The organism is Trichothermofontia sp. (assembly GCF_053493415.1).
Genome location: NZ_JBRCAD010000172.1, coordinates 17987 through 32776, shown reverse-complemented (window position 1 = coordinate 32776; position 14790 = coordinate 17987). Strand labels below are relative to the sequence as shown.

At 56.2% G+C, this 14790-nt stretch carries 10 protein-coding genes and 1 tRNA gene; 2 read left to right on the top strand and 9 right to left on the bottom strand.

The annotated features are described in order from the left end of the window. Window positions 1-2089, top strand: a 2089-nt coding sequence (locus tag ACWIUF_RS14815) for an IMS domain-containing protein (protein WP_448573249.1), incomplete at its 5' end; no start/stop codon positions are given. Between the two features lie 80 nt (window positions 2090-2169). Here ACWIUF_RS14815 and guaA read toward each other — a convergent pair. From guaA to ACWIUF_RS14800, 3 genes are all read right to left on the bottom strand, one after another. Then, window positions 2170-3798 (bottom strand): glutamine-hydrolyzing GMP synthase, encoded by a 1629-nt coding sequence (guaA, locus tag ACWIUF_RS14810; protein WP_448573248.1) that lies wholly within the window; start codon window positions 3796-3798, stop codon window positions 2170-2172. 305 nt (window positions 3799-4103) lie between these two features. Continuing rightward, window positions 4104-4175 (bottom strand) — tRNA-Cys (locus ACWIUF_RS14805). Window positions 4176-4203: 28 nt separating this feature from the next. Further along, entirely contained in the window at window positions 4204-5043 is an 840-nt protein-coding gene (locus ACWIUF_RS14800) for a DUF3153 domain-containing protein (RefSeq protein ID WP_448573247.1), read from the bottom strand. Window positions 5044-5218: 175 nt separating this feature from the next. Here ACWIUF_RS14800 and ACWIUF_RS14795 point away from each other — a divergent pair, with 175 nt between their 5' ends. Then, a complete protein-coding gene (locus ACWIUF_RS14795) occupies window positions 5219-6814 on the top strand; it encodes a protein kinase domain-containing protein (RefSeq protein ID WP_448573246.1) in 1596 nt (531 codons plus the stop codon). An 11-nt stretch (window positions 6815-6825) separates the two neighbouring features. On the opposite strand, the gene ACWIUF_RS14790 is transcribed toward ACWIUF_RS14795, so the two are convergent. The 6 genes from ACWIUF_RS14790 to ACWIUF_RS14765 all read right to left on the bottom strand — a co-directional run bounded on the left by ACWIUF_RS14790 (window position 6826) and on the right by ACWIUF_RS14765 (window position 14756). Beyond that, complete coding sequence (locus tag ACWIUF_RS14790; protein ID WP_448573245.1) at window positions 6826-7389, bottom strand: DUF3611 family protein; 564 nt, start codon at window positions 7387-7389, stop codon at window positions 6826-6828. A 197-nt stretch (window positions 7390-7586) separates the two neighbouring features. Beyond that, window positions 7587-10457, bottom strand: a complete 2871-nt coding sequence (gene dnaB, locus ACWIUF_RS14785) for a replicative DNA helicase (protein WP_448573244.1) — start codon at window positions 10455-10457, stop codon at window positions 7587-7589. A 207-nt stretch (window positions 10458-10664) separates the two neighbouring features. Continuing rightward, window positions 10665-11564, bottom strand: coding sequence for a M56 family metallopeptidase (locus tag ACWIUF_RS14780; RefSeq protein ID WP_448573243.1), 900 nt, complete (start codon window positions 11562-11564; stop codon window positions 10665-10667). Window positions 11565-11569: 5 nt separating this feature from the next. Further along, the gene (locus ACWIUF_RS14775) at window positions 11570-11986 is read right to left on the bottom strand and encodes a BlaI/MecI/CopY family transcriptional regulator (protein ID WP_448573242.1); all 417 of its coding nucleotides are present in this window, start codon (window positions 11984-11986) and stop codon (window positions 11570-11572) included. 77 nt (window positions 11987-12063) lie between these two features. Beyond that, complete coding sequence (locus ACWIUF_RS14770) at window positions 12064-14058, bottom strand: amylo-alpha-1,6-glucosidase (protein ID WP_448573241.1); 1995 nt, start codon at window positions 14056-14058, stop codon at window positions 12064-12066. Window positions 14059-14141: 83 nt separating this feature from the next. Further along, entirely contained in the window at window positions 14142-14756 is a 615-nt protein-coding gene (locus ACWIUF_RS14765; RefSeq protein ID WP_448573240.1) for a DUF305 domain-containing protein, read from the bottom strand. Window positions 14757-14790 lie beyond the last annotated feature (34 nt).

Genomic DNA, 14790 nt, shown 5'->3' with positions numbered 1-14790 from the left:
TCTCCCCGCTTCCCCCCTACCCGTCGCCCCGCCCTTGCTAGAGGTCAAGGCTGACCATGTGCCCGGAGCCTTGTTGATCCTGTACGAGTTAGGCGAATACGACCTGATTCTCAAGCTGGCCCGCCCCCAAGTGATGACTCTCCGCAGTCGCCCACGGGAGGCTGACGACATTCCCGACCTCGCGCGATCGGATCTGGTTCTCACCTTGGCATTGGCTGAACTGGAGTTGGGTCGGGAATACTGGCAGCAAGGGCAATACGAACGGGCCGCCGATTCCCTCCAATCGGGCCAAGCATTGTTGTTGCAAGAGGGGGTCTTTGCGAGCGTGCGGGGCGAAATCCAAGCCGATCTTGATAAACTACGGCCCTACCGCATCCTCGAATTGTTAGCCCTACCGGAAGCCAACGCCAGTGAGCGCCAAAAGGGACTGCAACTGCTCCGGGAAATGCTGCAAGAACGGGGCGGTATTGATGGGACCGGTAATGATCATTCGGGTCTGACTGTTGATGATTTTCTGCGGTTTATCCAACAGATTCGGGATTATCTGACAGCGGCTGAACAGCAAACCCTCTTTGAGGCGGAAGCCCGACGGCCCTCGGCTGTGGCTACCTACCTGGCGGTCTATACCCTGATTGCCAGGGGATTCGCCGAATATCAGCCTGCCCTTATCCAGCAGGCCAAACAACTGTTACTGCGGCTGAGTGTGCGCCAGGATGTGCATCTGGAGCAAGCCGTCTGTGCGTTGCTGTTGGGACAAACTGAAGAGGCCAATCGGGCACTGGAACTGAGCCAGGAGTACGAATCGATCGCCTTTATCCGCGATCACTCCCAGGGATCTCCTGATCTGCTGCCCGGACTGTGTTTGTATAGTGAACGGTGGTTGCAGGAAGAAGTCTTTCCCCATTTTCGGGATTTGGCGGATCAAGTGGCCCAGTTGAAGGCTTACTTTGCTAATGAGGAGGTACAGGCATACCTCGAAGCCCTGCCCAGTGAGGATGAAGCTCCAGACGAGTGGACGCCGATCGCCGCCAGTCTGACGCCCACTCCCGCCGCTCGCCGCTCCCATCGGGCCGCTGTACGTTCCCCAGCAGTCCCTGGTCCAACCCATACGGCCTTTGCCTGGGATGATCCCGATCGGGAAATGGCTTCCCCCTGGGAAGAGGCATCGTCTGACCTCAGTCCGCCTGACCCCGCTCCGACCTTGCCAACCCCCACCGCCTATCGGGACGTGCGACGTGGGACCGTCCCGTCTATCCCCTCCCTCCCCGAACCCACTACCGCTGCGGGGATAACAGCCGGGGATGGCCCTGACAATCCTGGCGATCGTGGGTTCAGTCGCTCGGCCACGGAACAATTGACCCGTTTTACCCATACCCCCCGTCCCGCTACTGGCGGTGCTTCAGACGCCCCTCCCCAGGAATATGCGATCCGGGATGAGGGACCTGTGGGCCGCCGTCCGACCCGATCGGGGACTTCCCCCCCCCTGCGCCTGGGACGCTTACTGTTAGTTGGTCTCCTGGGTTTGGGGGTGATCGGAGGGACGCTCCTCCTAGCACGGGCTACCTATGGTTGGTTAGCGGGGGTTTTTCGTGCCCTATCGGGGCCACAACTGGTGCAAGAGCAGGCGGAGGTACCCCTGGATACGCCCCTGTTTGTGATGCCGGAACCGGGCAGCGCGGCCTTTCGCCCCACCATGGAAGGGCCTTTGGATAAGGAAACCGCTACCTGGTTGATCAATACTTGGCTGACCACCAAGGCCGAAGCCCTAGGATCGGGCCACAGTACCGACAAGCTGGTGACGATCCTGGTTGATCCAGCCCTGAGCCAATGGCGACAACAGGCAGAAAATGCCAAACGCGATAACTGGCACGGGGAATACGAGCATACCGTCCAGGTGGAAACGATTACTCCAGATGCCAACAATCCAGACCAGGCGGAAGTTGAAGCTCAGGTGCGGGAAAAGGCTGCCTTTTATCAAAATGGCCGCCTCGATGAAGCATCGTCCTACCAAGATACGCTGCGGGTTAGGTATTCCCTGGTACGCGAAAATGGGGAATGGCGAATTCAATCCATGCAAGTGGTGGGTTAGGGGAGCGTTGGCGAGAGGGACAGGGGGCGAGCATACGGGGCAGTCGCCGTAGCCTTGCCCTCACTGTTACCCACTCGGCGCTATTCCCACTCGATCGTGCCTGGTGGTTTGGAAGTAATGTCGTATACCACCCGATTTACCCCAGGGACCTCATTCACAATCCGGTTGGAGACGACTTCTAGGAAGTCGTAGGGTACCCGTGCCCAATCGGCTGTCATGCCGTCCTCACTCGTGACAATCCGCAGGACGATTGGGTGGGCATAGGTACGCTGATCCCCCATCACGCCCACACTGCGAATCGGCAATAGGACCGCAAAGGCTTGCCAGATTTCTGAATACAGGCCCTGCCGGTTGATCTCCTGGCGCACGATGAGATCGGCATCGCGCAAAATATCCAGTCGTTCCGCCGTTACCTCACCTAGGATGCGAATGGCCAGACCGGGACCAGGGAACGGATGGCGCTGGACAATTTCCTGGGGTAACCCGATCGAGGCTCCCACCTTGCGCACCTCGTCCTTAAACAGCTTGCGCAGGGGTTCAATCAACTTAAACCGCAGATCCTTGGGCAACCCGCCGACATTGTGGTGACTCTTGATCTTCACGGCTACGCGTTCGCCCGTTTGGGGGTCAATATTGGTATCTGCCGACTCGATCACATCCGGGTAAAGCGTCCCCTGGGCCAGGTAATCAAAGGGGCCCAGCCGCCGGGATTCCTCCTCGAAGGACCGAATGAAGGCATGGCCAATGCGCTTGCGCTTTTCCTCCGGGTCCGTTACTCCGGCGATCGCGGCCAAGAACCGATCGCGGGCATTCACATACTGCACCGGAATATGGAATTGCTCCTCAAACAGTTTCACCAGGCGCTCCGGCTCATACTTACGCATGAAACCCTGATCGATAAACACGCAGGTTAATTGGTCCCCAATCGCCCGGTGCAGCAAAAAAGCCAATGTTGAGGAATCGACGCCTCCCGACAGGGCTAGTAGCACCCGCTTATCGCCCACCTTGGCGCGAATTTCGCGCACCGCTTCTTCAACAAAGGCTTCCGTTGTCCAGGTCGGTTCGCAATCACAGATGTGATAAACAAAATTGCGAATGAGGGCCAAGCCGCCGATCGAATGCACCACTTCCGGATGAAACTGCACGCCGTAAAGCTTACGCTCGTGATGGGCTACTGCGGCCCAAGGCGTATTTTCGGTATGGGCCAAGCGTTCAAACCCAGTGGGCAGTTCCGTCACGGAATCGCCATGACTCATCCACATCGTCGTGCCATTTTCCACATTCGTCAGCAGGTCAGTGGGATCATCAATGTAGAGCGCGGCCTTGCCATACTCGCCGCGATCGGCCCGTTCAACGACCCCGCCCAGGTGTTGCACCATCAACTGCATCCCATAGCACACGCCGAGGATGGGAATCCCCAGATCCCAAATCGCCCGATCGCACTGGGGCGCGTGGTCGTCATAGACGGAATTGGGACCCCCAGAAAGAATGATCCCCTTGGGGGCTAACTGCCTAAGCTGTTCTGCCGATGTGCGGTAGGGGAGGACCTCTGAGTAAACCTGGGTTTCGCGAATACGACGGGCAATGAGTTCCGAGTATTGCGAACCAAAGTCCAGAATCACGATCACCTGGCGATCGAGGGACCCTAACCGGTCGGTGTCATGAGCGGATTGGGTCGGAATGGAGCGCGATTCAGTCTGAAGAGTCACGGGTCTGCCCCCTAGCGCGATAGAGTAAACGTCAGTCGGATGGTTTAAGTTGTCGCAGATTTATTTATCAATAAATACGCCCTAGCGGGTAAAAGGCCCAGGGAAAAATACAGAATGTTGCGTCTTATCAACTGCATACACCCCTTCCCTCGGGCTTTGCCTCCCTGTCCCAGCAACCTAAAGTTGAAGAAATGTAAATCAACTCCACAGGAATTATATCGTAATGGTAAAGGTTCCCTGATAGGTGTGGTGCGGCACACGCGTAGGGAACAAGGTTAGGTTTACTCAAGGATGAGTTGACTGAAAGGCGGCACCCGGATTCGAACCGGGGGATAAAGGTTTTGCAGACCTCTGCCTTACCACTTGGCTATGCCGCCCTGGCTGTGGACTTCTATTCTACCAGACCTAGGTGCGATCGACCGAGGTGGCGGCATCCGTCGCCGGGGTCAATTCAGTCAGAGGCGCGATCGCCGGGGTCTCACTTTGCTCCTTGAGATAAATCCCTAGCCCCACCAGCAGGATGATCATTAACCCGCCGATGCCGACGGGACTGGGCAACCAGAACACGGCTTCAAGATGGTTCACCTGCCCCGGTTGCAGATGCCAGGTGAGGGTCTGCCCTTGGCGCTGCACGATCGCATTCGTGGTCTCTGCCCGTGCCCCCCACGGGGTTGTCAGCGAAAATTGTAGCGTTAGCAATCCCCCCGGATTCAGGAGGGCGGTTCCCTCCGCCGAGGCCAACCCCAGCGATCGTAAATCTAGGTTATAGACCAACCGGTGCCGTACCAGCAACAGCGCATTATTTTGGTGTAGCTGTAACTGGGAGGTGATCCCGGCGAGGGGATCGGTCCCGGCGATGGTGTCCACGGTGGCCGTGGGGCTAAAAAACTGGTTGAATTTGGTTACCAGGTCCTGACCGTTGGCAAATGGGATGATAATTTGCAGTTCCCGATCGTTGAGGGACTGGGTACGCCCAGCAACTTGGCGGGTGCGTTGTTCTAGCTGATGGAACCATTGGTCTTGGCTTTCGCCACTGAGAGCACTGAACTGTTCCCCGAGGCGGATTGATTGCACCAACTGGCCAGCATGAGGACTAGAAAACTGGATGGCTGTCTCGTACTGCACGCAGCCCGACAGGAGCAATGCCGCTAAGACGATAATCCACAGCGATCGCCAACGGACAAGCACCTGGTGCACCAAACGACGTAGGCGCGAACGACGGACCCGATAGGCGCTAGGCGGCACAGCCAATCTCACCACGATCACCCACCCTAAGAGCAGCAATTGAGTTTTATCCTACCGCGTATTGTTTGTGAGGGAGCACCCCAGGGACAGATGTCCGGCAAGGGGGAGTTTGATACGCTAGAGTTTAGTCATCAATCCCTATCCCTTTGCTCCTGCTATGGGAGGTAGATAGCCCATGACCCGCCCCCCGATTCCTGCTGGGACGTTGCTGCAAAACCGCTATCGCTTGCTCAAAATGTTAGGGCAAGGGGGATTTGGCCGAACCTATTTAGCTGAGGATCAGGGGCGCTTTCAGGAAAAGTGTGTGATTAAGGAATATACCCCGGCCCAAACCGATGCCTACGCATTGCAAAAGTCGCGGGAATTATTTCAGCGGGAAGCGGCGGTCCTTTGGCAGATTCGCCATCCCCAAATTCCCCAATTTCACGCCACCTTTGAACAGGGCAAGCGCCTATTCTTAGTCCAGGATTTTGTCGAGGGACCCACCTACAGCGCCCTATTAGAGGAACGCAAAGCGGAAAAGTCCCCCTTTTCTGAAGCGGAAGTCCTCCATTTAATGGAGCAACTCTTACCTGTTCTTCAGCACATTCATCAACAGAACATCATTCATCGCGATATCTCGCCGGATAACATTATTCTGCGTCAATCGGATCAAAAGCCAGTTCTAATTGATTTTGGCGTCGTCAAGGACCTCGCGGGAAAGGTCCAAGGGGAGGCCGCCCCAGCTAAGGGAACTACCGTGGGCAAGCTGGGTTATGCCCCACCCGAACAGTTACAAACGGGCAAGGCTTCCCCCAATAGTGATTTGTATGCCCTAGCGGTGACGGCGATCGTCCTGATGACGGGACGGGAACCCCAAACGCTCTTGGATGAGACCACGATGACCTGGCACTGGCAGTCCCTATTGCCCCGGATCAATCCCCGGTTTGCCCAAGTGCTCAATCGGATGTTGAGTCCCCGTCCCCAAAATCGCTTTCAATCAGCGACGGAGGTGGCCCAAGTGCTGCGATCGCTGGCCGGACTGATTGCCCCCGCCGCTGCCCCCGGTAGTCCTGGGGCCAAAACGCCCCTACCTTCCCCACCAACCGCCCGTCGTCCGGTGCGGTTAACGCCAACGCCGACCCAAAAATCCTCATCGTCCACACCGGTGCCCGTCGCCAACAGTGACTCGGTTTGGGAGAGTGTTTGGATTAAGCCAGCGATCATCTTTGGTGCGATTATCCTAACGTTTATGGGGATATCTGCCCTCATGAGTGCGATCTTGAAGCCCTCTGCCCAATTGGCTAATCGTACCTCGCCGACACCGATCACCCTTTCGCCTGCCCCCGCTATCCCGGCTACCCCGTCGCCGATCGACGCCGCGCCGTCCTCACCAGGGGCGCCTCCGGCTGGCGGCTCACCTAGCCCAGAAACCCCTGATCCTGAACCAGCGGCTTTGCCGAGTCCCACGATCGCGGTGGCTTCGATAGCGGTTTCCCCAGATCAATCTGAACCAATGGAATTACCTGGGAAAGTGGCTCCCGATCGCATTCAACGCTATCTCTTGCCAGCCGAAGAAGGGCAGGAAATTACTGTGGAGTTGACTAAAGGAAGCGCCGTCCTGACGGTGCAGGACCCCACTGGTAGGGTAGCGGGGCAGCAAACCCGGCGGTGGTCCACCCGATCGCCCAAACCCGGCAATTACCAGATTGATGTCACCAGTACCACCGCCACGGATTTTGTGGTAGCCGTCACGGTTCGCCGCACGGGGCTGATTATTCGTCAGCAGTAGGTGGCGATCGGCTAGCGACTCAGGCGGTTGAGGAGCCAGAGGGAGGTAACCAGTCCGGCAAAGTGGGCCGTAATCGTGTGGGTGTTGGCCTGGACCACAAAGATGTCGAGGGATTGGATCTGGCGGCTAGGATCAAGCGCCCCTAACCCCTGGACTTGGGAAAGGGATTTGGCCAGCAGGGCACCGACGATCGCTTGGGCACCGAGGATAATCAGCAGTAACCCAATCAGGTTGATCATGACTCCCATGCGCAGGAGTTCCACAGTATCAGCTTTGCGGGGGCGGAGGGCCGGGTCTGGGGTTTGCAGTTGTTTGGACAGGCGGGTATAGCGAAAGGTCCAGAAAATGCTGACGTAGAGGGCTACGAGACCACAGATGGCAAACAAGACCCCAAAGCCGCTGCCTGGACTGGTGGAAGCAACGGTTCGGCTAGTGGCCGCAAACAGGAGGATAATGGTTGCCACGACGGCCAGCACCACCTGCACCCAAAAGCCGGCCCAGCCAGCCGTCCTAAATCCGGCGGCGGCACGTTGGATAGGGGTGGGTAGGGATTGAAAGTCGGGAGGGTCTGACATAGCGCATCCTCAGGGCGATCTGAGGAATAAGGATATCGGATAATTAGGCAATTATGTTAATACCCTACACTTAGCCGTCAGAGGATGTTGTAAAAGGGGGATCGCGGTTAAAACCGCTAAAGACTCTTCTTCTTCTGTCTTTACGTCAGTTGTCACTTCAGTGGCCATTGTACGTCCTCCATCGGGGGATTTGCCTATTAACGATTGGGGGCAGCCATATTCTTAAATCGAGTAAATTGGGGTTCAAAGAGCATTTTGACCACACCCGTGGGGCCGTTGCGATGTTTGGTGATAATGATCTCAGCAATGCCCCGATCGGGGGTATCAGGATTGTAATATTCATCGCGATACAGCATCAGGATCAAATCACTGTCCTGCTCGATCGCGCCACTTTCCCGCAGGTCAGACATCATGGGTCGTTTATTGGTGCGAGACTCCACCCCCCGACTTAGCTGAGATAGGGCAATAACTGGTACATTCAGTTCACGGGCTAGCCCCTTTAAGCTCCGGGTGATTTTCGAGAGTTCCTGGACACGGTTATCGCTGCCACTGTTTTCCATCAATTGCAGGTAATCAATTAGCACTAAACCCAATTCTTTCCCGTGTTCCGCTTGCAAACGACGGGCCTGCGATCGCATTTCCGTTACGGATAAGCCTGGTGTGTCATCGATAAAGATGGGTAACTGGGATAGCAGGCTAATGCCCCGCCCCAATTGTTCCCATTCATTTTGCGCCACCCGTCCCGATCGCAGGCGACCGCTATCAATACCCACTTCACTCGCCAGCAACCGATAGACCAGTTGTTCCTTCGACATTTCCAAGCTGAAAACGGCAACGGCAAGCTTATGCAATAGGGCAATATTGCGAGCAATATTAAGGACAAAACTCGTGTTATGAACACAGATGTCATTGGCTACAAAGTTATGGGTTTCTGGAATTGTCAAGTCGTAAACTTGCTTAAATCCTTGGGGAATAATCTCGACAATCTCATCCCAATACACATCACTGGTAGCCAGATTTTGCAACTCAGGTTGTTCGAGGGCCGTTGCCAAGGCTAACAAGCGCTCTCGTGTGGGTGCCCGCCTCCCGACATGGATATTACTTGTCCCTTGTAAACCCGCCCGCTGGGCAACTGCTCGCCAGGACTCCTCACCTTTAGCGCCCTTGAGGAATTCCCAAACTTCTATCGGGATTAAATCCCGGTTGGTTTGGTAGCGACGTTGGGCCAAAGCTGCTTGAGCCGTCGCGATCGCGGCTTCTTTCCCCAGGATACCGATCTCGTCCATAAAGGTTTGGAGGGAAAGGCGATCGGTAATATCCAGTTGCCATGCTATCCGCCGCTGATCTCGGTCAGCAATCGCACGTTGTTTGAGATCGGCAAGAATGCCAAAGCGCAGCAGTAAATGTTGCACTTGACGGACAAGTTTCTCACTGACACTGGCAAAGCCCAGTTGGACTTGGCCACTTTTAAGAGTGGTTATCCAGCCATCGGTAGCAAATAGACGATTTAAGAATAGAGCAAGCTGCGATCGCGCTAACGTAAATATACTGTCAGGAATTGTTTTTTCATGGGCCGATTTGCCCCACAACCGCTGCTCTTTTAGCCACAGGGTTAACGAGTTTTGGCTCATCCAACGAATACTCGCAATTCCATAAGGGGCCAACTGCTCAAGGGGAATTGCTAGAATTTGAGCCAACTGCTGCAATTTTTCCTCTGTTGGCGCACATTGCCCCTGTTGCCAAGCATCCAAAAGGGCTGGGCTAATTCCTAATCGGGTCGCAATTTGTCTTTCTGAGCCTGAATTATTTCCCTTGAGAAGCTTTTTCAAGGTCTGACCAAAGATTTGACGCTGTTCCTGGACCCACGCGGCATCTGAGGTGACGTAAAGGGTTGGCGATCGCCGCCCTTGGGAAGTTTCCCACCGAACTTTGACACCGGGGAATTTTAAGGCTGCTTCAGTGAAGTCCTGTTGCAGAGTTGGATGGGTATTCGTAAATTGGGGAGAGGTCCTTGTCAAACACCCATCACCAATTAGATAGGCCAGAAGTTTTACCTGGTGTTCCGGTAATTGCTGGGTACCAAACACAGGCAAGCGACGCGGCACCGCAATCTTTGTGCCAACCGTCAGTTCGGCCAGAGGACACCAACCCTGGAGGGTGAGGAACGGGTGCGTCAGCGTGGTTTCCAGCGATCGCCCCGATCGCGTGGTGACCTTAAATACTGGCTTCAGACCATCATCCACAAAGGCACTGGGTTGGGTTAGCTGGAACCGCCAGTCGTTCGCCAAGGTTAGCAGCGTTGCAGTGGGCGCAGTCTCCCCCCGTGCGGCTTGCTGCTGATACAGATCGGCGATCGTGATCACCCGGCCATCCCCTAAGAGAATCTCCGCATCATGGCTTAAGCATTTCCCCATTGACGGACGCCCCGCCACAATCACCAAATCCGATCGCTGGAAACCCTGGGTCATTGCATCTAAATCGTAGAAATTGCAGGGAATCCCCGATATCGCCATGCCCAGCGATCGGCTTTCAATTTCCGAGAAGGTACTGGTGAGAATATCCGCCGTGGGCACCAACCCCGTTTGCGGACGATCCTGGGTGACGCCAAAGATCTTTTGCTCCGCCTGATCCAACACCTTGGGCAGTTCCAGATCTGCCTCGTAGCCCAACTGCATGATTTCGGCCCCGGCCTGGATCAGTTTGCGCCGCTGATACTTTTCCGTCACGAGGGCCGCATATTGATCGATATTGACCGCGCTCACCGTGCGATCAACCAACTGGGCTAGCCGACTCGGCCCCCCAACTTTTTCCAGCGTCCCCCGATCCTGCAACCAAGCCGTCACACTCATGAGATCCGTCGGCTTTCCCTGGGCATGAAGGGCCAGGGCCGCTCGATAGAGTTCCTGGTGAGCACTGATGTAAAAGGCTTCCGGGCGTAACTGATCCCGAATCCGCCCTAGGGCCTCCGGGTCCAGCAAAATCCCCCCCAAGATGGCCTCCTCGGCTTCCACATTCTGGGGCGGCAGGCGATCGTTGAGCGGAGCCTGAAAGTTGGGTTGCTGAACCATAACCAGACGTGTATCCGTTGACGACGAGAGCACGATTGACCCGTTGTCCCATTATAGAGACACATTAGGATGCAATACAAATATACTAATCTGTTTTTCCTACTAGCCGACTCACTTTCTCATGGTTGAGAGAGGTATCGCGAATATATGGGTGAGGTATCGTGCCTGCGAGGAGCTTCCCCAAGTGTTTTAGGATTGACCTGTGGTCTAATGATGGAGAGGAATCAAGAGGATCGGGAGTAGAATCAGGCCAACCCCCAGGATAACCGTCGCATAGGTTGGCGAGGCTTGGTCCAGGGGCGGGGGGGATAACAGGGCATTAATCCGTTCTTCAAACCGACTCACCATGACTTCATCGTGAAACGCTGTCGCTCCAGTCGGCGGCGGGACGATCGGCGATCGCACCACTTGTAACAGTGCCTCCGCCAACGCCAGGGGGTCAACCCTTTGGGCAGCCCAGCGATCGGCCCGCAATTCCCGCAGGAGCAGCCATTCCTGCCACAGGCGATCGCTATGGGGTAACCAGGCCGTCAAGGAACGGAGCCAGCCAAACCAGAAGAACCAAAAGGTATCGCGATAGTGGCGATGGGCCTGTTCATGGGCGATTACCGCTGCTAGATGGTCAGGACCGAGATCCGTGAGTAACCCCTGACTCACCACCAATTGCGACTGCCAAAACCCAATTTGACCGGCGAAGTGTTGGGGGACCGGCAAGAGCTTGGCTTGCATTTGGGGCGCTGTATCGGGGGGCGCTGCAATCGGGAGGGCAATGTCAACATACTGGCGGAGTTGCCGCTGCGATCGCCAAGTTTGGCAAGCCCGATACCCCAGCCATCCCATCGCCCCAATTAGGAACCCGACACTCAGGACATAGCCTCCTCCGCTCACCGTCGTTCCAAACATGGTGCCGCTGCTTCCCATCCCCACGATCGCGATCGCCGTTGTCAGCAGCAATAGTGGCGGCAGGAGCAGGCCGCTCCCCGTCACCAACCAGCGGGTTTGCCAGGGCGTTTGCCAGGGGATACACCACGAGCGGGCCACAACCGAGGCCCCCATGCGCACCAACACTGCAATGGTTAACGCTATCAGAATTAATGCTAGGTGCATAGGCATTAACCTCCACGGGCTTGGCGGATAGCCTGAATCCGCTGGGCGATCGCGTCCAACTGCTCCAGACTGGCATGATCGAGACTATCGGCAAAGGCCGCCACAATATCCGGGTTCCCCACCGCGAGGAACTGCTGAAGCTGGTTGTGGGCCTGGAGGACTTGGGCTTGCTCTCGGCTCAGGCGCGGTTGCCACAGATAGGCCCGATTGCTTTTATCACAGGTCACCCACCCCTTTTGGGTTAGGCGATTCAACACCGTTGTCACCGACGCATAGGCCAATTCGCGATCGGGATCACGCAGCAGGCGATCGTGAATATCCTTCACCTTGGCTACTTGCAGATCCCAGAGGATCTCCATAATTTCACGCTCTAGGGGACCGAGGGAGAGATGCTTGGGAGATGGATCGGGAAGGGGAGGCATGGGGATAGGAAATAGTTTTAGTTTTGAAGTTTTGAATTTTGAATTTTGAATTGGACGTTGAGAAAAACACGCAAAACTCAATTCGTCGTGTGTTGCTGGATGAGGGGCCAGACGCGGAGGATTTCGGCTACGGTCCAGGCTTGGGCGATACAACCGTGGGGGGTCATGGGGGCGTCGCCGTCGAAAATTTCGCTGCAACTGCCGACACCGTGGGTTTGGAGGTGGTAGGCCATCGGTTCCAGAAACTCACGGGCTTGGGCCGGATTCTGGAAGACCCGCAGGTGGGCAACCACAAAGGGACCCAGTAACCAGCCCCACACGGTGCCTTGGTGATAGGCAGCATCCCGTTTTTGGATGGGACCGCCGTAGTGGCCTTGGTATTGGGGGTCGCTGGGGGCCAGCGATCGCAGCCCGTGGGAGGTGAGTAACTCCCGGCCACAGACCTCGACGACTTGGCGTTGTTGCTCTGGCGTCAGGGGACTGTGGGTAAGGGCAACGGCCAAGATCTGGTTAGGCCGCAGGGCGGCATCATGACCATTGGGACCGTCTAGAACATCGTAGCAGTAGCCCAGGGATTCATTCCAGAACCGCGAGAAACGGGCCGCAGTGCGATCGGCCATTGCTTCATACTCCTGGTAAGGTTTGCCAATCAGGCGGGCAAACTGGGCCAGGGACCGCAGGGCGTTATACCACAGGGCGTTAACTTCCACGGGCTTACCGATGCGGGGTGTGATGACCCAATCCCCGACTTTGGCATCCATCCAGGTGAGTTGTACCCCCGGTTCCCCGGCATAGAGGAGGCCATCACTGGGGTCGAGGTGAATATCGTAACGGGTGCCGCGACAGTGCCAGTCGATAATGTCGGTCAGGACGGGAAACAGTTCGCGCAGGAGGGCATCATCATGGGTGGCGTGATGGTAGGCGCGGATTGCCTCGAAGTACCACAGGGTCGCATCAACGGTATTGTATTCCGGCACTTCTCCCGCGTCGGGGAACCGATTGGGCACCATGCCCTGATCCACGTAATCCGCAAAGGTTTGCAGAATCGCCCGCGCAATTTCCGGGCGTCCGGTGGCTAGGGTTAACCCTGGCAGGCTGATCATGGTGTCCCGGCCCCAGTCACTAAACCAGGGATACCCGGCAATGATGGTTTTGCCAGAGGGACGCTTTGTGGTCCGGCGATTGACGATAAATTGATCAGCAGCCAGGAGGAGGTGCTGTATCCAGGCCGGGGTGCCCTCAACATCCGTGCGGTGATCCGCTTTCCAGATATTGATTAACTTGCGTTCATAAACCTGTCGTTGTTGCAGGGCCACGTCCCCGATGAGATTGGGATTGCTCTGGGTGCTGGCAACGAAGGTCAAGGATTGCCCCGGTGTCAGGGTCATCATCAGGGTGGCGGCGTGCAGGTGATCGTCGCGATCGCCAAAGCCCCGATCGCGCTCCCGCGCCAGATCAAAGCCGTAATACCAATCGTGGGCTGTCGTACTTTCGGCATCCTGACTGAGGAGATAGAAGGGCGTTGCTTCCGAATAGGCTTGAACCTTAATGCCCTTGGGAATCGCAGTGATCTGCATGTGCCAGCCCCAACCCTGGGTGTGGTGGTGGTGGTTGCGGTAGTTAACCAGGACCTTGAGCCACAGGGTGAGGGGTTGGGTGCTCCGGTGCAGGTGGTATTGGACATAGGTGGTGTTGGCCCCCGGTTGCATCCAGATGCGCTTTTCCAGGAGGGCATCAGCGATCGCGTAGCTCCAAACCGGGGTAGTGCCTTCCAGGCGAAAGCGCTCGATGTGGCGATAGCCCGCTGGATTCACCGAGCCATTGTGCCAGCGATAGGTCGAAAGGGGATAGAGATGGCCATTGTAGTGGGCGGTTTCATCAATGGTACTGACAAGCAGCGTGCGCCCCACCGGCGGATCGAGGGCCGCGATCAATAACCCGTGGTAGCGACGGGTGGGCAACCCGGCCACTGTCCCAGACGCATAACCGCCAATGCCATTGGTCACCAGCCATTCCCGGGTTTCGGCGGTTTCTAGGTAGCTGCACAGGTCGCGTCCAAATTCGATCGCCATGAATCCTATCCCAGTCTTATGTTTAGTATAAGGAGAGAGACACCAGACCTCGGAGGTTTTTTGAAACCTCCGAGGTCTTGGTCTTAGGTCTTTTGGCCAAACCAGGTCATCAACCAGGTTTGCATCTGGTGAATTTCCTGGCGCTGACTGGTAGCAATGTTCTGGGCAAAGGGCTGGACAGGCGGATGCTGGACCAGATTATGATTCAGGAGCATTTGTGACATCATCACGGCCCCCATGTGGTGCCCAATCATGTCTTGCAAAAAAGTTTGATCTAAGGCATCACCCTGAAGTTGGCTCAGATCGCGCATCATAGGCACATAGTTGACGCTGCGATCCTGTCCCGGATACCACTCATTGAGCCAAGCCTTCATTTGCTCAATTTCAGCACTTTGCACCTCAATAATCGTTTGCGCAAACTGTTTCATCTCAGGCCGGTTACTGCGCGTCAAAATAATCTGGGCCGTATCGATCGCCTCCTGATGGTGGGGGATCATCTGGGCCAGATAATCAAACTCGCTGTTAACCATCATTCCGTGCATTCCATGCGTTCCATGCATGGAATGAGGCATCTGGCCCGTGGGGGTGGCTTGCCCCGGTTGTGCTGTTGGTTGCGGTCGCAGGGGACGGGCTAGTACGAGCGTAGCCGTGAGGCCGATCGCGGCGATCGCCCCCAGCAGAATGGCTTGGTTTTTCATGATTCAACCCTCAATGTCTGCCCTCTCAACTATG

Coding starts and splice junctions, on each gene's coding strand:
- ACWIUF_RS14795 (WP_448573246.1), top strand. CDS start 5,219: ATGACCCGCCCCCCGATTCCTGCTGGGACGTTGCTGCAAAACCGCTAT.
- ACWIUF_RS14790 (WP_448573245.1), bottom strand. CDS start 7,389: ATGTCAGACCCTCCCGACTTTCAATCCCTACCCACCCCTATCCAACGT.
- dnaB (WP_448573244.1), bottom strand. CDS start 10,457: ATGGTTCAGCAACCCAACTTTCAGGCTCCGCTCAACGATCGCCTGCCG.
- ACWIUF_RS14780 (WP_448573243.1), bottom strand. CDS start 11,564: ATGCACCTAGCATTAATTCTGATAGCGTTAACCATTGCAGTGTTGGTG.
- ACWIUF_RS14775 (WP_448573242.1), bottom strand. CDS start 11,986: ATGCCTCCCCTTCCCGATCCATCTCCCAAGCATCTCTCCCTCGGTCCC.
- ACWIUF_RS14770 (WP_448573241.1), bottom strand. CDS start 14,058: ATGGCGATCGAATTTGGACGCGACCTGTGCAGCTACCTAGAAACCGCC.
- ACWIUF_RS14765 (WP_448573240.1), bottom strand. CDS start 14,756: ATGAAAAACCAAGCCATTCTGCTGGGGGCGATCGCCGCGATCGGCCTC.